The following is a 20,871-nucleotide window of genomic DNA, read 5'->3' on the forward strand; positions in this document are numbered from 1 at the left end:
TATAAATTTTCTTTGCCAATATTTCCTTGATAGTTGAATTAAAAATTTGATTTTGGAATTTCAAAAAGTGACCGAATTGGATGGGTATGAAATAAGTTCAACTTATTTCATACGCATACGATTGTGTACAGCCTGACTTAATGTATGACTGTCTACATATTCTAGCTCACCACCTTGTGGTACGCCTTGTGCTATACGAGTCATATGGATGGGTAAGTGCTTGGTGGCTTCTACCAGATAATGTGCAGTTGCCTGCCCTTCTACCGTAGCATTGGTTGCCAAAATCACTTCTTCAATTTGACCTTCACTTAGACGCTGAATCAAATAAGGAATTCCAATTTCTTCTGGACCTATTCCATCAAGTGGAGATAAATGACCACCAAGAACATGATATTTTCCCCGAAAACTACCGCTTTGCTCAATCGCCATAACATCTGCTGGAGACTCAACTACACATAAAAGTTGTTGATCTCGATCATTTGAAAGACAAATATCACAAATTTCATTTTCAGTCAGTGAATGGCAAATTTTACATTCATGAATATGAGAAGAAGCTTCATGTAAAGCATGGGCTAAACCAAAGGCCCCTTCACGATTTTTCATTAGCAGATGTAATGCCATACGTTGAGCCGATTTCGGCCCAACGCTTGGTAAAATTCGTAATGCCTGAACCAGTTGTTCAAATCGATCACTAAACACAGATGATCCTCTGATAAAGTCGGCTTAGAATAAACCTGACAGGCCAGGTGGTAAGCCCATACCTGAGTTTGCACTTTTCATTTTCTCATCAGAGACAGCTTCGGCCTGACGTACCGCATCATTCACCGCAGCAGCGATTAAATCTTCAATCATATCTGGTTCATCTTGAAGCAGATCAGGACTAATTTCGATACGCTTCACCACAAAACGGCCTGTCATGGTGACTTTGACCAAACCACCACCTGCTTCCGCTTGAACTTCGGTGTTAGCCAGTTCTTCTTTTGCCTTTTTGACATTGACTTCCATATCTTTTTGCATGCGCTGAGCTTGCTGCATGAGCATATTAATGTTCATAAATTTTTCTCCAAAATATTTAACGCAAATAAGTTCAAATTAGAGCCAAACCGCGATCTAAATCACGAATAATATCTGAAATATCTTCAATTCCAACAGAAACTCGAATTAAACCTTCCTGAATCCCTGCTGCCTGTTTTGCTTCAGGTGATAATTTACCATGAGTTGTAGTAGCAGGATGGGTAATCGTTGATTTCACATCGCCCAGATTACCTGTAATAGAGATAAATTGAGTGTTATCGATAACTGTCCATGCACCTTCACGCCCACCTTTAGCCACAAAAGAAACGATGCCACCAAAACCATTTTGTTGTTTGGCTGCGCGTTCATGACCAATATGTTCAGGTAAACCCGCATAATAGACTTTTTCAACTTTATCATGTTGATTTAGCCATTCAGCCAGTTGCTGTGCATTTTCACAATGTGCTTTCATTCTTAAGCGCAAAGTTTCCAAACCTTTTAAGAATACCCATGCATTAAATGGGCTCATTGAGGGACCTAGTGTACGCACGACACCAAATACGTCTTCAAGTAATTTATGATTACCTGTCACTGCCCCACCTAAAGCGCGTCCTTGACCATCAATATATTTAGTTGCTGAATAAACAACTAAATCCGCACCCAGTTTTAGCGGTTGCTGCAAGACGGGGGTACAAAAGCTATTATCCACGACAAGCATAGCATTTTGAGTATGCGCAATATCTGCTAGTGCTGGAATATCAGCAATTTCCGCCAATGGGTTTGAAGGTGATTCGATAAATAAAATTTTAGTTTCTGGTCGCATTGCATTTTTCCATGCATCCAGATCATTTAAATCCAAAAATGTAACGTCTACCCCAAATTTTGCGACATATTTTTCAAATAAAGCGACAATCGAACCAAATACAGCACGTGAACAAATAACATGATCACCCTCTTTTAAAAAAGCCATGCAAACGGACAAAATTGCACCCATACCCGAGCTGGTTGCAACGGCACGTTCTGCACCATCCATTGCTGCTAGTCGTTTTTCAAACATCGCAACGGTAGGATTGGTAAACCGAGAATAGATATTTCCTGCAACTTCACCCGAAAATTTTGCAGCTGCTTCAGCTGCATTTTCATAAACGAAAGATGAGGTCAGAAAAATAGGTTCAGCATGTTCACCCTCAAAACTGCGGGTATGCCCTGTACGGATCGCCAGAGTATCTAACTGGTAGTCTAATTCATCGTTTTGGCTATGCATTGCTCTGTTCTCAGTCAAAAGACCGCTCAAGTGAAAAACTTGCCAACATTTTGAGCGTGTACGGTATTTAAGGTCAAGGTAAAAGATCAAATTATCGCTTAGACTTCATCCAAACTTTTTCGGATCTGAGAAATATGCAAAGAATGGAGTCATTTAAATCCCTTATCCATCATCAGCAAATCAAGCTCAAACATCTTTCAGCACGTCTTTTTAATGAAGAATCACTTGTTTTATCTCAAACTGCGCCTTATCAAGTGATTGGAGAGTTTGGTCAGACACGAATCCGTTATTATGCAGCAACCCGTAAATGCTATAAAGAACCTTTAGTTTTTGTTGCGCCTCTTGCCATCAACATGGCCATTTACGATCTGTATCCTTACCGCTCTCTTATTCAATACTTTCAAAACCATGGGTTTGATGTGTATTTAATTGATTGGGGCCGTTTAACTTATCGTGATCGACATCTCAATTTTTTATCTTTTGTTAGTAAAGCCTTACCTCAATATATTCAAGTTATTCGTGAACATTCAAAAAGTGACGAAATTTCACTGCATGGTTGGAGCATGGCTGGCATTTTTGTATTGTTATACAGTGCGCTGAATCAACCTAACTATGTCAAAAATTTAATCGTTTTAGGCAGTCCGATTGATAGTTATGCATCGGGGCGTATTGGCAAGCTTTATCAGTTTATGCATAAAACTATTAATCGGAACAAAAAACTTCAGCACCGAATTTACAATGGATTACCCAAACGACTGATTCATACTCCAGGTATTTTAAATGCGTTAGGGTTTAAAATTCTTGATCCTAAAGGCTGGATAGATGGACATATTCAACTTCTTAAAAATCTTGAAAATAAAAAACTGGTTGAGGAACATGCCACACTGGGCAATTTCTTGAATAATATGATTGATTATCCCGGTGGAATAAATCAGGACATGTTGTTTAATGTCTGGCTACAAAATCCGCTTAAACAAGGTGTCATTCGTCTTAAAGATCAGCTGATTGAGCTAAAAAATATCCAATCATCGTTATTGGTCGGTGCCGGTCGTAGTGACCAATTGGTTACAGCCGATGCAGTAAAACCGCTGACCCAATTGACAAACAGTCATGATGTCACGTTTACTCTAATTCCCGGCGGGCATTTAGGGCTCATGTCCAGTCAAGCCAGTTCCGAAGAGTTTTGGCCGATGTTTAAAGACTGGTTAATACAACGTTCAACACAGATAAAAAAAGAGTAGATTATATTATGGTTCAATCAGTTGCATTTATTGGTCTGGGCGCGATGGGTTATCGTATGGCATCGCATTTACCTAAGCATTTCGATACCGTCTATGTCTGGAATCGAAATATGGATAAAGCCCATCGGCATGCAATTGAATACGGAACTCAAGCTGTTGATTTAGCCCAAGCGGTACAAGCAGATATCATTTTTTCATGTTTACCCACCAGTGCTGATATAGAAAATCTGATCGATCGTGTTCAGTTAAAAGCGGGCAGTATTTGGGTAGATTGTACGAGTGGTGTCCCAGAGTCTGCCCGCAAAGTTTCGCTACAACTGAAAAATCAGGGCGTTGACTTTCTGGATGCTCCCGTAAGTGGCCAAACTATTGGTGCTGATAATGCGACTTTGACCGTGATGGTTGGTGGAGATCAAGCTGCTTTTGAACGTGCGTTGCCCGCTATTGAAGCATTTGGAAAACTGATTAAACATGTGGGCACATCAGGAGCAGGTTTTGCGGTAAAAGCCGTGAATAACATGTTACTCGCAGTTAATCTATGGTCTGTCGCAGAAGGCTTTACTACACTTAAAGCCCATGGTGTGAATTTGACAGAAGCGTTGGATTGCATCAATGCTTCAAGCGGGAAAAGCGGTGTTACAGAAACTATTTTGCCACAACGTATTTTAAATCGTAGTTTCCCCGTAACTTTTGGTTTGCCTTTGCTGGCCAAAGACACAGGTATTGCGCTGGATCTTGTGCGGGATGCCAATTTGCCAGCACCTGTCATTGCATTAACGCAAAGTCTGATACAGGCGGCAAATGCAACTGCTGAACAAAACAGTGACTTTTCCGCTGCCGTAAAAATGTATGAATCATGGAGTAAAATAACAATTGAGTAATGATTCATCATTGCTTTTTCCTGTAAAGCCCCTATATTTAGACATAGGTCGTTACATTTACACCGATTAAAAAGAGGAAACTCGCATGAATAAGTTTGCTGTTGCACTTTTTACTGGAATGATTACCCTTGCAGGTGTCTCAGTGCATGCTGCAACACCTGAACAAGAGTGCAAAAAACTTCAGGATGATTCTAACCTCATATATGCATCAAAAGGCTTTTGCTTTAAAGATCCAGAAGCTAAAGCCAAATATGGAAATGAAAACTGTCATACCACCAAGCCAAAGTTCTCTGATAAAGAACAGCAGCGTCTTGACCAAATTGAACAGCGTCAGAAAGAATTGAACTGTAAGTAAGAACAAAACATTTTAAGATGTTTGAAGGATACAAATATGGCTTACGATGACCAGAATATTTTTGCCCGCATCATTCGTGGTGAACTTCCTGCAATTAAGTTGTATGAAGATGATCAGGTTCTAGCATTTATGGACATTATGCCGCAAGCAGATGGCCACGCCTTAGTCATTCCTAAAGTACCCGCTGTTAGCTTGCTTGACTTACCACCTGAAGCGGCTGCTTATACGATTCAGGTCGTACAAAAAATAGCTCAGGCAATTGAAAAAGCTTTGGGTATTGAAGGCATTGTGTTGTTGCAATTGTCTGGGGAATCCGCAGGTCAAACCGTTCCACATGTACATTTCCATTTGATTCCAAGCTCGATCCACCAACTGGGTCGTCATGCTGCCCAAATGGGTGATCAGGAAAAAATTAAAGCACTTGCAGAAAAAATCAAAGCCGAACTTTGAATAAAAGTAACGTATATAAAAATGGAGCTTATGCTCCTTTTTTTATATAAAAATAATAAAATCAAATATTAAAATAAATTTCGATCCATCACTTGTCATCAAACTGTCACGTATTTTTCACCCATTTGTAACAAAGTTTAAAGATACTGCTTAGCAAGTTGGTGAGCTTCTGTAACTTTTTGTACATAGGCAAACTTTTAAAAAAATAGTGAATTTAGGCATATGCCACTGAACTTGTGTTTTGGAGAAATCTCAATGAAAAAATTGCTTATCGCTGCTGCAGTATCAACGCTTAGCATAACCGCAGCGCAAGCAGCGCCAACTTTGTACGGTAAACTTAATGTTTCCCTTGACCAAGTTGACAACAGTGATTTTGCAGGAAATGATGTCACTGCACTTAATTCAAATGCTTCACGTATTGGGGTAAAAGGTGAAGAAAAATTAACAGACAAAGTATCTGTTGTATATTTAGCAGAATGGGCAATTTCAACTGATGGTTCAGGTTCAGATACTGACTTGAGTATGCGTAACCGCTTTTTAGGCTTAAAATTCAATAAAATAGGAACTCTAAAAGCAGGTCGTTACGATACTTACTTCAAAACCAATGCTGGTAACAATCAAGATATTTTTAACGATCACACGATTTTGGATATGACCTCTGTACTTCATGGTGAAGAGCGTTCAAATAACGCGATTGGCTTTGAAACAGATAAAGATTTGATTATTCCAGGCCTACAGTTCAACATCATGGCTCAGCAGGGCGAAGACACCAAAACTGATAATACTAGTCTTGGTAAAGAAGGTAAGCGTGACGGATTTGGCGATGGTATCTCAACTTCTTTAACTTATGAAAATAAAGATTATGGTTTGGCTGCTGGTATTGCGGGTAACTTTGGATTAGCAGGTAAATATAACGCCTATAGCCTTTCTGGTATCTATTCAGACGCAATTCGTGTAACAGGTTCTATTGATTTAGCTAAAGCAGGTTTAGATGGTTTAGTATTCGGTGCTTTATGGCAAAACGCTCAGCCTACTGATGACACTGTATCCACTACAAGCGGCACAACCGTGACATCGTATAATGGCTTAGAAGAAGATGCATGGGGCTTAACCGCTGCTTATGCAATTGCATCTACACCTTGGAAAATCAAGGGTGAATATATTGAATCAAATACATCTGTAGATAATCGTTCAGATCGTAAAATTTCTCAATATGGTCTAGGCGTAGATTACAACTTCAACAAACAAGCTCGTTTTTATGGCGTATTAGCTCAACAAAAACGTGACTGGTTATCAAGCGATGATAAGAAAACCGTATTTGGCGTAGGTATGGAATATAACTTCTAATAAGCCATTTCAATTTTAATAAAAGGGCATATTGCCCTTTTATTTTTTACTTATTTTTATAATTTTATATTGCGTTCGGATTTTTAAGTTCCGTCATTGGCCATCTCGGCGTTGTAGTCACTTCAAGACCATCATGCTGTCCAGCTTTTAATCTTTCATAACCTGCAAAAGCAATCATCGCGCCATTGTCTGTACATAAAGCAGGTTCAGCATAATAGACCTGTGCTTTGATTTTTTTCAGAGATATTTCTAATTGCTCACGTAAACGCGTATTAGCACTCACTCCCCCAGCAATTACCAAGCGTTTTAAACCAGTTTGCTTTAAAGCTTTGACTGATTTTTTAACTAAAGTATCGACAATCGCTTCCTGAAAAGATGCAGCAATATCAGCATCACGTTTTTCTTCACCTAATTTTTTAAGTTGGACAGAAACTGCCGTTTTTAAACCGCTAAATGAAAAATCTAACCCCTGATGCAACATTGGTCGCGGAAATTCAAAAGCTTGGGCATTACCGTCTAAAGCTAATCTTGCAATATTTGGACCGCCCGGATAAGGTAAATTCATCATTTTAGCAACTTTATCAAATGCCTCACCGGCCGCATCGTCTATAGATTCACCCAATAATTGGTACTGACCAATACCATAAGCCGCCATAAGCTGGGTATGTCCACCAGACACCAGTAAAGCAACAAAAGGAAACTCGGGTGGCGTTGCAGATAATAATGGTGCAAGCATATGTCCTTCCATATGATGTACACCAATCGCAGGTTTATTCAATGCTAACGCCAATGTACGCCCAAATAAGGCACCTGTCATCAAAGCACCCATTAAACCTGGCCCACGAGTATAGGCCACTGCATCAATCTGTTTCTTATCGATTTGACTTTGAGTTAGTAGCTCATTTAATAATGGAATTAATTTGCGCACATGGTCACGTGAAGCAAGCTCAGGCACTACGCCACCATATTCTGCGTGGAGTTTAATTTGACTGTAAAGTACCTGTCCGCGTAATCCCTGCTCGCTATCATAAATCGCCAAGCCAGTTTCGTCACAAGAGGTTTCCAAGCCCAAAACAATCATTAAAATACCTATTTTTTTACGACTAAAATTCTGCCAGAGCTATTATAGACTTGTGATATCAGTTGTAAATGAGTAAAATACTGACCTTCACTTGTCATCGGGGCAATCCTGCGCTCGATGTTATCCATAATCTAGAGGATTTTACATGCCACAAGTTAAGTTGAAAGAAGGCGAACCAGTTGACGTAGCGATCCGTCGTTTTAAACGTTCATGCGAAAAAGCTGGCGTTTTAGCTGACGTTCGTAAGCGCGAGTTCTACGAAAAACCGACTCAAGAACGTAAGCGTAAAAAAGCTGCTGCTGTTAAGCGTTACCAAAAGAAATTGGCACGCGAATCTGTACGTACTACTCGCCTTTATTAATTAATTTGTGATTGACTGCTGAAAGACTATGACGACTTTAAAAAACCAGATTACTGATGTATTAAAAACACATATGCGTGCCAAAGAAATGGCAACGGTAACGGTAATTCGTAGTTTACAGGCAGCAATTAAGCAAATCGAAGTCGATGAGCGCGTAGAGCTTGACGATTCGCAAGTTCTTGCGGTCATTGAAAAGCAAATTAAACAGCGTAAAGAATCGGTCAAAGCCTTTGAAGGTGCAGGCCGTGATGATTTAGCTAGTAAAGAACAAGCCGAAATTGAGGTACTATCTCAATTTCTACCGGAAGCTATGACCGAGGAAGAGCTTGATTCTCTCATTGAGCAAACGATTGCTGCTCAAGGTGCTACTAGCATGAAAGATATGGGTAAGGTGATGAACTCTCTACGTCCGATCATAGCCGGACGTGCCGATCCTGCACAAGTTTCTTCTAAAATAAAAGCAAAATTAAGCTAATTCTATCTAGCTTAACTCGTCTGTCCTTCGCGAAGAGTATAAGCGACTAGGATTAACTCTAAAAGAACACCTATTTAATTGTCCTTTTCTAATGCATTTACTTATTGTAAATGGCATTGAATATTATATTTCTTCAATATCTGCATTTCTTTTGATGCCAATACTTGATTAATAAAATCTTGTTTAGTCATTTTGGCATATGAAAGTGGTAAGTCTTGTCGATATTGATCATTAACCTGATATAAATCTTGTACATATTGATTCACAATGCCGCAAAACTGTGTTTGTTGCGCAGGTGTAAATTGTGTCTGTTGTGGATTAAGTGAACGCAAAAAATTACGCATATCAGTGTTATAGCTATTTGAAATTTTTTCTACCGAACGTATATAGCGCTCAGGTGGAGCGGCCAAAACGGATTGCCCTAAAATCACCAAACTCAACAATAATGTGATCTTTTTCATAAATATAATCAATATGATATTTCCATATCTAGCTTAATGGTTAAAGTATTTTTTGCAAAGTAAATTTCATGTTGAAATGGAATTTTAAGATAAATTGCTCTACGCTTTATATTAAATTTTTAATAAGCGTTCTGACTGCATTTGTTTTAAGCGACTTTCAATGGTCGCACTCATGGCATTATTACCTTTAGCTAAACGTTGTGCATGTAACATTGATTTTATGGCATTTTCTTCATAGCCAGACCAATATTCGACTTCCGCCCGGTAACGAAGTACATTGACTGTCCTTAAAGGTGATTGTTTATCTACATTAGCTGATTGTTGTAAAAGTCTCCATCCCTCAATATCTTTATTATTGTTATTAATAAATCGTTGCACCAATTTTTGTGCGTCACTACTTTTATTTTGTCGAATTAGGATTTCCGCCAATTTATATGCCAAAGGACGATTTTCTGGCATGGTGCGCTGCGTATTAATAATTGCTTGATAAGCCTCATCTAGTTTATTTTGATTTAAATAAATATCAGCTTGCAATAGGATGGTCAAAGTATTGTCCGAAAACGTTGTCTTAACACCATCAAGCATTTCTTGTGCTTTAGCATAATCACCCTGATTATTATAAAAAGCACTCATCGCTAACTGAGCAGGTTTATTGTTTTGATTAACTTGAGTCTGTAACAGCTGCTCTGTGACCTGATTAGTTTCAACTAAGGTATACCATTTTAAAATCTGAAAATCTGGGTCATATAATTTAGACTTTACTTTAGGGAACTGATTAGCACGTAGACGCGATTCACTCATACGTTCAGATGTTAATGGGTGTGTCATCCAAAAATCGGGCAAATAACTTAACCGACTGGTTGAGCGATTCATGGTTTCAAAAAAATCTGCCATACTCTGTGGATTATAGCCTGCTGCATACATATATTGCATACCGATACGATCAGCTTCACGTTCCTGATTGCGGCTATATGTCAATTGATTATCCATCAAAGCGGCTTGTGTACCTAGCATCACCGCAGCACCCGCATCAGATTTAGTCTGCGCAGCAATGGCGGCCCCAACCAAAATTCCTGCTAGTGCCAATAATCCCTGCCCCTTAAACGCTTCCTGTGAACGGCTATAATGTCGCTGACTGACGTGAGCAATTTCATGCGCCATCACCCCTGCCACCTCATCAATATTGTGGGCAGAAGCAATCAAACCGGAATTTAAGGCAAAAAGTCCACCCGGAACAGCAAACGCATTAATCTGGGGATCATTAATTACCACCATTCCGATTGGCTGGCCCAATTGAGTCTGACTTAATATCTGAGCAAAGACTCGAAAAAACTGATCTTCGAGCCAAGGATCATGCAAAACTGGTAATTGTCTTTGTACTTGGCGATAAACCTTCTCACCAATCATTTTTTCTTTTTGTTGATCAATCAGTCCAATACCACTACCAATTTCAGGAACTTCAACCTGCGTGGTTGTAGATTGGTAGAAATAGTCAGAATGTGCCTGTGCAACACTCGTTACTACACTTAAAATCAAGACAGTTGCCGCCTGTTTCAAATCATGATCTCTCATCAAAAAAATAAGGGATAACTGACCAGAATAATTTAATCAGTGATCCCCAATATAACATTGGAAACAGAAAGGATTTGCAATAAAGTGTTATAACAATTTTAGCCATTTACCAAATATTGTGGGGTTCTGCCTTCAAGTGCATCAACCAAATTTTTATATGCAAGTTTAGCCATTTTTGACCGTGTTTCTGCGGTTGCAGAACCCACATGCGGTAAAGTAACCACGTTAGGTAAATCAAATAACTCAGAAGACTGCAAAGGTTCTTTTTGATAAACATCGAGACCCGCTGCAAAGATTTTTTGTTGTTTCAATGCTTGAATCAGTGCTTGTTCATCCACTACTGAACCACGTGCAATATTGACAAAAACAGCGTTCGACTGCATTTTTTCAAATTGAGCCTGCCCCATCAACGCTTTTGATTCGGTATTTAAATCAACTGCAACCACCACAAAATCAGACTGGCTTAATAGTTCATCCAAACCACAATAACGTGCATTTAAAGGCTGTGCTAATTCTAATTTTTCACGGCGATTATGATAAAGAATATTCATATTAAAGCCATAAAAGCCACGACGTGCGACTGCTGCACCAATATTTCCAAGACCAACGATGCCCAATGTTTTACCAAAAATATCCTGTCCAAATTGAGCAGGGCCTACAGTGCGCTTCCATTCACCTTGCTTGGTCCATTGATCAAGTTCAGGCACTCTCCGCGCAGCACTGACCAATAAAGTAAAAGCGAGATCGGCAGTTGTTTCCGTAAGAACATGCGGAGTATGAGCCAACCAAATTTGCTTTTTTGTAAGATAATCCACATCATAATTATCATATCCCACACTAACGGTGGAGATAATTTTTAATTTTTGCGCAGGAGCAAGATTACTTTCATTGAGTAAACGCCCAGCACCAATCATGGCGTCAGCATCGACCACTTCATTGCGAATTTGTTCATTAATATCACCCTGCTTTGGGTTTAAAACTACGACATTATAATCTTGTTGAAGTTGAACCAATACCGTTGAGTCAATTTGGCTAAAAACGACGACTTTCTTTTTCATTACATATCCTTATTCACTGAGGTACATATATCAAAGAGACTGATACCAACTAAAATACCAATAAATAAAAGTTTATGGGGATAACATAAGTTGCCATAAGCGGCGTTTGAGCAAAGGTTGATCAATCATTTCTTGTAAACTGGAAATTTGCATGCTTTGAACATGGGATATAAAGTCAAGCTGACCCAAAACCAAAACACGCTTATCAATCGCAAGCGCATCCAGAAAACCTTGAACATAGGCATGTACACCGCGCCCGTCCCGAAAATTTTCAAGTGGTAATGGCCATTTCAATTCATTGTAAAAGCCAGGCAAACTTGCTTGAATATTTGCCCAAAGTTGTCTTTGTTCTTTAGACAATTGCGAACTTTCAATCACTAAAATGACTTGATCGAGGCAATAGGCTTCCAATGTAAAAGCCTGCTGCATAAGGACAACTTTAGGCTGTTCTAGTGGCAAAGAAATAGCAGTTGGCGACTCAATATCTTGTAATGCAATTTCAACAGTGGGCACGATTTGCGCAGGTATACTCTCAATAGTTTTTGCCAGTTGCGGTTCAGATCCAACTGTAGCCAATTGTTGGCTTACAACTTGGCTAGACTCCTGACTTTTAGATGGAATTTGATCACGCCAAAGACTCACAGCCTGTTTTTTATGGCAGGACACTGCTCGTGGAATCCAGACATCCACGCCCATAGTTGCCAAAATACTCCGCTGTTGCCCTGTCATATTCACACTATCAAAATTATATCCAAGTCATTCTACTCTGCTTTACAAGCTTTTTCAGTGATTTGATCGAAACAGACACTAAATGCAGTTTAAATAATCATTAGGGTATTTTTCTTTTGCATTTGATCGACAATATCGGCTGTTTCAAATCCAAATCGCCAATATAATAATTCCAAAACATCAAGCTCGTCCTGAGTGATGATACGATCACTCCATAAACACATTTCTGCAATACCCAATATACTTAGTCGATCGCGTAATAATAGCCCGGCACAATCATTCAGAATTTCCGCCAGATCAATCGGTTCGTCTGAAATTTCTTCATACAATACCATTTCCTCCAAAGTCAGAATGTGGCTCAGTATCCGATCACGTACTTCAAGTTGATTTGGGCTATTGATTTGTTGTACGTGCAATAACGCATCGATTAAACGGACAATTTGTGGTTTTACTTCTTCAATCGACGTTGGCATATGCACAGGCATCAGATTTAATTCGAATTTTACCCGCTCTAAAAGCAAGGCATCAAGCAAACCCACCTCACCATCTTCCTGGATAATTAAAGCCAAGCGAGTTAAAAACTGCCGTGCAATACTGGCTGGAAGCGAACCAATATTGCGACAGGCTTCATGAAAAATCTGCACATGAACACGCCCATCCAGATACAGTAATGCATCCACAATGGCCCGACTCACCTGTGCATTTTGTGGAAGAAATTCTCGATATTGTCGAATCATTAAAATCGCGACCATCACTTCACGCGATCCTGTTGCTGTCTGTAAAGCCCGCTGAATTAATTCTGGTCGCTTAATATTTTGACGTATTTCAGCTTTAAGCGGTTTTATTGCATCATTTAAAGCAAAACTTATAGGAGATAGACGCAACAAGGGTAATGGTTGCGGTGAGACCCACGGCGTATGAACATTTCCATCCATTTCTTCGAGTGAGCGAAATAAGCTAAATAATGGCCGATTTCGTAACTTTTTTAAGTTTTCGAGCTGTAATTCCTGCAAAATCGTTGGATTAAGTTCATATATACGATCTTCAATACTGGGATGAATATTTAACCAGCTTTGTGGACTCAATGAATTAGCAAAGCACATATGAGCAATCGATTCAGAAAATACACTATGAATTTGCGAACCCGCATGATGCACATAAATGCGCAGCAACGTCTGAGTATTGGCATTGTTCTGAATGAGCTGCATGGTTTTGTAATCATTACGAAAGGTGCGCCCACTTAAAGTTAAATACTTGATTAAACGGGTTATTAATACTCCCATACTTCCCAATAACCAAATAATGCCACCTAATGCAATAAAAAATGTTTCAAACTTACGCTGTTTATTTTTTTGATAAGGTTTAAAACCACGTTTGGCGATTCTACTTCCTAATTGACTAAAGGTAATTAAACCACTGTATAAAATTTTGAGTTTTGTATTTTCTACTGCTTCACCAGATAAAATCTGATTAAACTCATGACCGAGCAAACCATACAATTCGACCTCATCCAGATTTTGTAATGCCCCCCACGTCAATATAATCACCACATTCTGCTGATCAAAACCCGCCGTTAAAGCATTAACCCCGACTTCATCAGGCAAGACATATAATACAGGGACTTCAATTCTAAAACGTTCCGCCAATTGTTGTGAAATTTTAAGTGCAACACTTTCTTCAGGCGTGCTTTCAAGCAAATCTAAACGACGACCTTGCAGTTGTTTAGCTAAAGAATGGCCACCTTCACGAAAAATATAAAATTCGTAAATCGCAGAACTCATTGCAATAAAGAACAATAAAACTATCAGATACGGACTCAAGCTATGCCACAAAATAGACTGGCTATAATCAAAATAATGAACCAAAAGTCCAAGTGTGGTATTTAAGATGAACATTGTCAGCAACATTGCGACTACACACATGCTTGCCGACCACATCATATTTTTATTTTCAACGAGATAATGACTGACTTCTTTCAATGTAAATATGTCCTGATTACATTGTTGCCCCATCATAAATGAAAAAAGCGGGAAAAACCCGCTTTTTCCTACAGAATTTATCTTATAACTCTTCTTTGATTCCAGTTAAATCAACAGATGCAGCATCAATATTGACATCAATATAACCATCTGTACCTTTAGCCGTATCGTTACGCTTACGCTCGAGGTTTTCAAGATAGACTTGATCAATACCACCAGTCACATAAATACCATCAAAAACCGAGCTATCAAATTCAGTTAAATCTGGAACTTTACTAGTGCGCACTGCATTTTTTAAATCTTCCAGATCCTGAAAGATCAAACGATCCGCACCAATAATATCCTGAATTTCTTCAACACTACGCTGTGAAGCGATCAATTCAGTTTTTGCTGGCATATCAATACCATAGACATTTGGGTATTTCACCATAGGTGCAGCCGAAGCAAAATAAACTTTTTTAGCACCCGAATCACGCGCCATCTGAATGATTTCATTACAAGTTGTGCCACGAACAATCGAATCATCCACAAGCAGTACATTCTTGCCCTTAAACTCAAGTTCAACTGGGTTGAGTTTTTGCCGTACTGATTTTTTACGCTGCTGTTGACCTGGCATAATGAAGGTGCGACCGATATAACGGTTTTTCATAAAACCTTCACGGAATTTGACGCCAAGAATATTCGCCAGTTCCAGTGCAGAAGTACGGCTGGTATCTGGGATTGGAATAACCACATCGATATCGTGTTCTTCACCCCATTCACGCAAAATTTTATGCGCCAGTTTTTCACCCATTTTTAAGCGGGCTTTATACACCGAAATCCCATCAATAATTGCATCAGGACGTGCAAAATACACATATTCAAAAATACAAGGTCGATGCCGAGGTTCGGCAGCGCATTGCTGAGTGAAGAGCTCACCTTGGTCATTGATAAAAATAGCCTCACCCGGCTGAATGTCACGCTCGATCTTAAAGCCAAGCGCAGTAATTGCAACCGATTCAGAGGCAATAATATATTCAAGGCCGTGTTCAGTTTCACGTGAGCCATAAATTAATGGACGAATACCATTAGGATCACGAAAACCAACCAAGCCATGTCCAGTAATCATGGCAACCACACCATAAGCGCCTTTACAACGCTCATGAACACGCTTTACTGCATGAAAAACATCTTCAGCTGTTGGATTCAAAGTTCCACTTTTTTGTAATTCATGTGCGAAAACATTCAAAAGAACTTCAGAATCAGAATCAGTATTCATATGACGCAAATCTGTTTTAAACAAATCATCATGAATATCAGAAGCATTGGTCAAATTACCATTATGAGCCAATGTAATTCCGTATGGAGAGTTCACATAAAATGGCTGTGCTTCTGCACTACTTGCCGAACCTGCAGTTGGATAACGCACATGACCGATACCGTAGTTACCAATCAATGCACGCATATGACGAGTATGAAACACATCTCGCACCATACCATTGTCTTTGCGCAGGAAAAGACGACCATTATGGCAAGTCACTATCCCAGCTGCATCCTGTCCACGATGCTGCAACATCGTTAATGCATCAAACAACATTTGGTTAACGGGTGCTTTACCGGCTATACCAACTACTCCACACATAGCAACCTCGCAGACGAGCTAGGATTAATAAAAAGGATTTTGGGTTGAGTGACTAGATTGATCTTTTTCAGGATCAGACTCAGCCACCTCATGTGAAGGGCGATGAAAAATACTCCCTTCAGATGTCACATGTTGCAATGCTTCATTGGCAGCATCTTTTGATAACTCTGTTGCTAATGGCGCATAAGGCAATAAAACCTGAACAAATTTGGACTGTTTCCAGTGTGGTGAACTTTCAACCCACGGACCGAGACCTTGCATGGTTACCAATACAATCAGCAACCCTTTTAATGTACCAAAAGCACCACCAGCCAAACGATTTAAAGGGCCAAGGCTCATACTTTTGAGTATTAAATTGAGTAACCCCGTTACAATCCACGTTAGGACAATAATAATCAGGACGATAAATGCAAATGCCGCAATCTTCTGCACAACAGGATCATGACTTAACACCACCATGCTTGGCGCCAAAAAGTTGGCATATTTTGCACCGATAATCAGAGCCAATATCCAACCAATTAAGTTCGCAAAGGCTTTTACGAATCCTTGTCGCAAACCGTTTAGCCCTCCAATGAGCAGGAGTATCAGAATAATGATATCCAGTGTATTCATCACTTAATTGAAAGCACTCACGCAATCTTTAATTAGGGACGGACCTGTATATATGAGGCCACTATAAATTTGTACAAGGTTAGCACCCGCATCTTTTTTTGCAATCGCATGCTCGCCTTGCGTAATTCCACCCACACCAATCAAAGGAATTTGCCCATTTAAAGATTTTGCAAACTGGCGCAGACATTCGGTACTTTTTTCAAATACAGGCGCACCCGATAAACCGCCTGACTCATCACCACAAGGTAAATTTTCTACCCCTACACGTGACAAGGTAGTATTGGTAACAATTAGACCGTCAATTTTAAACTGCAATAACTGATTTGAAATAAACTCAATATCTTCTTCAGTTAAATCAGGTGCTACTTTGAGAACAAGTGGCACATAATGATGATACTGTTCAGCTAGTTCCAGTTGCCGTTGCTTGAGTGTTTCTAGCAATTCCGTCAGGGCATCGCCACTTTGTAAACTACGCAAATTTTTTGTGTTAGGTGAAGAAATGTTGACCGTGATATAGGATGCGTAATTATAAACTTTTTCAAGGCAAATCAGATAATCATCTACTGCATTTTCAACAGGAGTGTCCGCATTTTTACCAATATTGATTCCCAGAATGCCTTTAAACTTTGACGCCTTGACATTTTCTATCAACTGATCGACACCATCGTTATTAAACCCCATACGGTTAATGATGGCTTTCGCTTCAGGAATACGGAACAATCGTGGTTGTGGATTTCCAGACTGCGGGCGCGGGGTTATCGTTCCTATTTCAATAAAACCAAAGCCCAAACCTGCCAACGCATCAATATAAGCGCCATTTTTATCTAAACCAGCTGCAAGTCCTACAGCATTTGGGAATTCAATACCCATGCAAGTGACAGGCTTAGGTGCTATATGTTGACGTAATAATCCGATTTTATGAGCGGACTTTAAAAGAGATAAGGTAAGTTCATGTGCACGCTCGGGTGACAAGGAGAACAACATAGGGCGAGCAAGCGAATATAACATATCAATCAAAGTCTACTGCTTTTTCAGGTAGGCGTATTATAGGCATAGGTAAGATAAAACACCATGCTTGCAACCCTTTTATTTTGAGGACTTATTGTACCGTAGCCGTTAATTTAATCTGATTGTTACTCGAAACCATATCCATTTTTTCAATCGATAAGCCCATTTGCGCAAGCTGAGTTATAAAATTTGCCAAAACGGCATAATTTTGATGTTCTGCCACAATTTGCAACTGTTCACCCATTTGCTGAGATGAAACCGTGAGTCCTTGCTGTTGTGAAACTCGTTGAATCTTTTCAGCCAAACTCAACTGGCTCTCTGAGGCGGGTTTCATGGTCACCGCATTACTTTGCATCCAGACCATTAAATCCTTTAGATCATTTACTCGTTTTTGTTGTTGATCCGCCAGACTATGCATTTTCCAAAGTGAAAAACCAAGCAGTGCAATCACAACAAAAATACTGGCAAAAATCACCATATAACGCTCACGCGCAGACATTCGTTGCAATGCGTCAATAATACGTTCGATTTTTTGATCAAAACCCTGTTGAATTCGAGTTATAGCATTCATTATTGTACTTTTACCGTCCCAATTGCCCCTGCACCATCTGCCTGAACATTACCTAGTTCTGCTTTGAAACCTTGTTGATTGAGTTGCTGTGTTAAACTTTGCAAATCATTGGCCGATTTGGCTTTTAATGACATGCTTAAAGATGGAGCATTATAACTTAGTTGTTGAGCTACAATTTGGCGTTGCATAAGAATTGGCCCAACCCTGCTTAACAGACTTAAAGCTGTGGTATCACCACTTTGACTCATTCTCAGTTGACTTTCAAACATACTTTTTACATTTTGCTCAGTCACTCGGCTATTGGCACCAAACCAATATTTATATTGGTCTACGGCTTGTGTTGCTGTCTGATTTGCAAGTTTTTTTAGTTTGTACCAACGTAAAGCATCATAACTAAACTGAACAATCAAAACCGCGATCAAAACCGCAATACATGCTTTCCAATAACCCGAAACTTTAGTTTCATTTTTGGCTTTTGGTAAAATATTGAATGGATGCTGCTTCGGTTTTTGGATTTTCTGAAACTGATAATCAAACGGTTGTCGAGTTTCTAGTGTAGAAGCTGTAGCCAGACTATCAAGTTGTTGTGGAGTCAAATTACTGTAATGATAAAAGGTTTCCGTAGTCTGGAACTCAAGATAAATAGCCAAATCATCTATTGTCATACCTTTATAAAGATTTTCACGTACTAGAGTCTGACCATGTAAATGGGCAATATTAACTTGACCTTGTTCAGGGACAGGTAATATCAGAAAATCAGGGAGTAACGCGACCAGTTTAATGGGCAATAAATTGAGTGCATGTTGCCATGTCTCAACCAGACTTTGCGCAACCCCTACTATTGTTATTTGATCTGGTGACTCAAAATGGTGAACAATGCGCATGTGGTCGATCGGTAGAGTCACATATTCTTCCATGAGATACTTAACACCATCTGCCCCCAGTTGCTTCACATGTGTTTTACTCATGTGTTGTTGCAAAATCTGGATATGGCGACTGGAAAAGAAAACCACTGTTTCTTCTCCCTGATGCGGTTGCAAATCATGAATAAGCTGTTCAAGGCTGGAAGCCTGTAACCAATTTTCACCTGTTGACCAAAACCAAGCCCCATTGGCTTCAGGCATCCATAAATACAGCATAAATTATATGTACCGTGTTTTCGTTATAGCGTAGGTATAAAACTATGTTCTTGTGTTGACAATCCATTGGCAATCACGCTCTGGCTATAAATGCGTGCTTCAGCCAAAGCAAAAGGATTAAAATGTTCATGGGTTAATTGTTCAGCAATATGTCCCACAACATTCATATGACACACCACAACAACAGATTCAAATGGAAGCTGGGAAAGCCAGTCTATCGCATCTTTCGCATCATCTTCTGGTTTGATCTTATCACAAAGTAAAACAGGAACTTTAGGAAAATATGCCTGAATATGACCAAGTGTTTCCTGTGCGCGTAGCAAAGGGCTCACGACAAAAACCTCTGGCTGAACCCTATCTTTCAGGTGCTGTGCCGTCTGCTCAGCCTGAGCATGGCCCAATGCCGTCAATGGCCGCTTGGTATCGTTACCATCCACTGGAGACGCTGCTTCACCGTGGCGAACTAAAGTTAGTTGCATAACCATTCCTTTTCCAATCTTTCTTTATGATAACAAGTCTTTATGACAGTTTTCATTAAATGATGTTTTTAAACTTCATGATGAGGTAATACAAACTCTACATCACTACGGTGTCCATTTTTCATCAGGGCAAGCGCAATATTTAGGGGTGGCGCGCCTTCAAAAATTACTTCGTACAATGCATTCGTAATCGGCATATATACATCCAGCTCTTGTGCGCGTTTGCGAACCTGTACAATCGTATTAATGCCTTCAGCTGTTTGTCCAAGTTCTTTTGTCGCTTGGTCCAGCGTCTTACCCGAACCCAAAGCATAACCAATCTGATAATTACGACTCAGCGGACTATTACAAGTCGCAAATAAATCCCCCACTCCAGATAAACCCAAAAATGTTAAAGGATTAGCACCTAATTTAACTGCAAATCGACTCATTTCAGCTAAGGCTCGGGTAATAATCATACTTTTCGTATTTTCACCGATATTATAAGCAACTGCCATCCCCATGGCGACTGCGTAAATATTTTTTAGTGCGCCACCAAGTTCAACCCCATGCACATCATCACTACCAAAAACACGAAATAACGCACTATGTAAGGCATGTTGAACAGCGTAGCGTACCAGTTCAGAATGACTGGCAATTACCGTTCCCGATGGCATGCCTGCCATGATTTCCTTTGCAAGATTAGGCCCAGAAAGAACACCATATGGCACTTCTGGTAATTCTTCTCGAATAATATCACTCATAAAACTAAAGGTATCAGCTTCAATTCCTTTGGTCAGTGAGACGACGGCCTGCGACGTAATAAAAGGTGCAATTTGCTTAAGCACATTACGGAACGAATGACTAGGGATCGCAACTAAAATGATGTCCCGATTACAAACAGCCTCTTCAATATCGCAGACTGCACGCAAAGCAGCTTCCAACGTAAAATCTGGCAAATAGCGTTTATTGATATGGCTCTCATTAATATCATCTGCAGCATCTTGATCACGAATCCAAATCATCGTATCGCAGCCATTACGCACTGCTAGGTTTGCCATCGCCGTACCAAAACTGCCCCCCCCAAGCACCGTGATACGAAGTGCTGTTTTCTTATCAACTTCGATGGGTTCAACGAGATCCGAAAAATTTAATTCCGTCATGCGTTCTTCATTCCTGCTACATCAATATCAA

23 protein-coding genes are annotated in these 20,871 nt (G+C 39.7%); 7 read left to right on the forward strand and 16 right to left on the reverse strand.

Annotated features, from left to right (window positions below; genetic code table 11):
• Window positions 1–102: 102 nt before the first annotated feature.
• Genes recR through IAE19_RS03575 form a run of 3 tightly spaced genes read right to left on the reverse strand, consistent with a single transcriptional unit; the run spans window position 103 to window position 2,278 of the window.
• Window positions 103–699 (reverse strand): recombination mediator RecR, encoded by a 597-nt coding sequence (gene recR / locus IAE19_RS03565; RefSeq protein WP_200459561.1) that lies wholly within the window; start codon window positions 697–699, stop codon window positions 103–105.
• 24 nt (window positions 700–723) lie between these two features.
• Window positions 724–1,053 carry a YbaB/EbfC family nucleoid-associated protein gene (locus tag IAE19_RS03570; RefSeq protein WP_200459562.1) on the reverse strand — a complete coding sequence of 110 codons (330 nt, stop codon included), beginning with the start codon at window positions 1,051–1,053 and terminating at the stop codon, window positions 724–726.
• A gap of 34 nt (window positions 1,054–1,087) precedes the next feature.
• Window positions 1,088–2,278, reverse strand: coding sequence for an O-succinylhomoserine sulfhydrylase (locus IAE19_RS03575; RefSeq protein WP_200459563.1), 1,191 nt, complete (start codon window positions 2,276–2,278; stop codon window positions 1,088–1,090).
• A 143-nt stretch (window positions 2,279–2,421) separates the two neighbouring features.
• Here IAE19_RS03575 and IAE19_RS03580 point away from each other — a divergent pair, with 143 nt between their 5' ends.
• The 5 genes from IAE19_RS03580 to IAE19_RS03600 all read left to right on the forward strand — a co-directional run bounded on the left by IAE19_RS03580 (window position 2,422) and on the right by IAE19_RS03600 (window position 6,552).
• On the forward strand, window positions 2,422–3,519 hold the full coding sequence (locus tag IAE19_RS03580) for an alpha/beta fold hydrolase (RefSeq protein WP_200459848.1): 1,098 nt from the start codon (window positions 2,422–2,424) through the stop codon (window positions 3,517–3,519).
• An 8-nt stretch (window positions 3,520–3,527) separates the two neighbouring features.
• Window positions 3,528–4,400, forward strand: coding sequence for an NAD(P)-dependent oxidoreductase (locus IAE19_RS03585; RefSeq protein WP_200459564.1), 873 nt, complete (start codon window positions 3,528–3,530; stop codon window positions 4,398–4,400).
• An 85-nt stretch (window positions 4,401–4,485) separates the two neighbouring features.
• On the forward strand, window positions 4,486–4,755 hold the full coding sequence (locus IAE19_RS03590) for a YARHG domain-containing protein (RefSeq protein WP_120370530.1): 270 nt from the start codon (window positions 4,486–4,488) through the stop codon (window positions 4,753–4,755).
• A 36-nt stretch (window positions 4,756–4,791) separates the two neighbouring features.
• Window positions 4,792–5,205 carry an HIT family protein gene (locus IAE19_RS03595; protein WP_200459565.1) on the forward strand — a complete coding sequence of 138 codons (414 nt, stop codon included), beginning with the start codon at window positions 4,792–4,794 and terminating at the stop codon, window positions 5,203–5,205.
• Window positions 5,206–5,460: 255 nt separating this feature from the next.
• Entirely contained in the window at window positions 5,461–6,552 is a 1,092-nt protein-coding gene (locus IAE19_RS03600) for a porin (protein ID WP_200459566.1), read from the forward strand.
• A gap of 64 nt (window positions 6,553–6,616) precedes the next feature.
• Here IAE19_RS03600 and tsaD read toward each other — a convergent pair whose 3' ends face one another.
• Window positions 6,617–7,633, reverse strand: a complete 1,017-nt coding sequence (gene tsaD, locus IAE19_RS03605) for a tRNA (adenosine(37)-N6)-threonylcarbamoyltransferase complex transferase subunit TsaD (RefSeq protein WP_200459567.1) — start codon at window positions 7,631–7,633, stop codon at window positions 6,617–6,619.
• Between the two features lie 145 nt (window positions 7,634–7,778).
• Between tsaD and rpsU the strand changes: the two genes are divergently transcribed.
• Both rpsU and IAE19_RS03615 read left to right on the forward strand, forming a co-directional pair.
• Window positions 7,779–7,994, forward strand: coding sequence for a 30S ribosomal protein S21 (gene rpsU / locus IAE19_RS03610; RefSeq protein WP_001136722.1), 216 nt, complete (start codon window positions 7,779–7,781; stop codon window positions 7,992–7,994).
• A 28-nt stretch (window positions 7,995–8,022) separates the two neighbouring features.
• Complete coding sequence (locus tag IAE19_RS03615; RefSeq protein ID WP_200459568.1) at window positions 8,023–8,469, forward strand: GatB/YqeY domain-containing protein; 447 nt, start codon at window positions 8,023–8,025, stop codon at window positions 8,467–8,469.
• Window positions 8,470–8,570: 101 nt separating this feature from the next.
• Here the strand turns inward: IAE19_RS03615 and IAE19_RS03620 are convergent, their stop codons facing one another.
• From IAE19_RS03620 to IAE19_RS03675, 12 genes are all read right to left on the reverse strand, one after another.
• Window positions 8,571–8,930 (reverse strand): hypothetical protein, encoded by a 360-nt coding sequence (locus IAE19_RS03620; protein ID WP_200459569.1) that lies wholly within the window; start codon window positions 8,928–8,930, stop codon window positions 8,571–8,573.
• Window positions 8,931–9,041: 111 nt separating this feature from the next.
• Window positions 9,042–10,502 (reverse strand): M48 family metalloprotease, encoded by a 1,461-nt coding sequence (locus IAE19_RS03625; RefSeq protein WP_200459570.1) that lies wholly within the window; start codon window positions 10,500–10,502, stop codon window positions 9,042–9,044.
• 98 nt (window positions 10,503–10,600) lie between these two features.
• Window positions 10,601–11,560, reverse strand: a complete 960-nt coding sequence (locus tag IAE19_RS03630; protein ID WP_200459571.1) for a 2-hydroxyacid dehydrogenase — start codon at window positions 11,558–11,560, stop codon at window positions 10,601–10,603.
• Window positions 11,561–11,632: 72 nt separating this feature from the next.
• Window positions 11,633–12,289, reverse strand: a complete 657-nt coding sequence (locus IAE19_RS03635) for a hypothetical protein (RefSeq protein WP_200459572.1) — start codon at window positions 12,287–12,289, stop codon at window positions 11,633–11,635.
• Between the two features lie 89 nt (window positions 12,290–12,378).
• On the reverse strand, window positions 12,379–14,268 hold the full coding sequence (locus IAE19_RS03640) for a M48 family metalloprotease (protein ID WP_200459573.1): 1,890 nt from the start codon (window positions 14,266–14,268) through the stop codon (window positions 12,379–12,381).
• Between the two features lie 82 nt (window positions 14,269–14,350).
• Window positions 14,351–15,889: an amidophosphoribosyltransferase gene (gene purF / locus IAE19_RS03645; RefSeq protein ID WP_200459574.1), complete on the reverse strand. Its 1,539-nt coding sequence runs from the start codon at window positions 15,887–15,889 to the stop codon at window positions 14,351–14,353.
• Window positions 15,890–15,913: 24 nt separating this feature from the next.
• Window positions 15,914–16,501 (reverse strand): CvpA family protein, encoded by a 588-nt coding sequence (locus tag IAE19_RS03650; RefSeq protein WP_200459575.1) that lies wholly within the window; start codon window positions 16,499–16,501, stop codon window positions 15,914–15,916.
• A 3-nt stretch (window positions 16,502–16,504) separates the two neighbouring features.
• Complete coding sequence (locus tag IAE19_RS03655) at window positions 16,505–17,509, reverse strand: quinone-dependent dihydroorotate dehydrogenase (RefSeq protein WP_200459849.1); 1,005 nt, start codon at window positions 17,507–17,509, stop codon at window positions 16,505–16,507.
• 91 nt (window positions 17,510–17,600) lie between these two features.
• The gene (gene gspM / locus IAE19_RS03660; protein WP_200459576.1) at window positions 17,601–18,080 is read right to left on the reverse strand and encodes a type II secretion system protein GspM; all 480 of its coding nucleotides are present in this window, start codon (window positions 18,078–18,080) and stop codon (window positions 17,601–17,603) included.
• A complete protein-coding gene (gspL, locus tag IAE19_RS03665; protein ID WP_200459577.1) occupies window positions 18,080–19,219 on the reverse strand; it encodes a type II secretion system protein GspL in 1,140 nt (379 codons plus the stop codon). The genes gspM and gspL overlap by 1 nt, the downstream gene beginning before the upstream one ends.
• 23 nt (window positions 19,220–19,242) lie before the next feature.
• Window positions 19,243–19,698 (reverse strand): phosphoglycerate mutase family protein, encoded by a 456-nt coding sequence (locus IAE19_RS03670; RefSeq protein ID WP_200459578.1) that lies wholly within the window; start codon window positions 19,696–19,698, stop codon window positions 19,243–19,245.
• A gap of 68 nt (window positions 19,699–19,766) precedes the next feature.
• A complete protein-coding gene (locus IAE19_RS03675; RefSeq protein WP_200459579.1) occupies window positions 19,767–20,840 on the reverse strand; it encodes an NAD(P)H-dependent glycerol-3-phosphate dehydrogenase in 1,074 nt (357 codons plus the stop codon).
• Window positions 20,841–20,871: the final 31 nt, after the last annotated feature.

Source organism: Acinetobacter sp. S40, from assembly GCF_016624705.1.
Lineage (GTDB): Bacteria > Pseudomonadota > Gammaproteobacteria > Pseudomonadales > Moraxellaceae > Acinetobacter.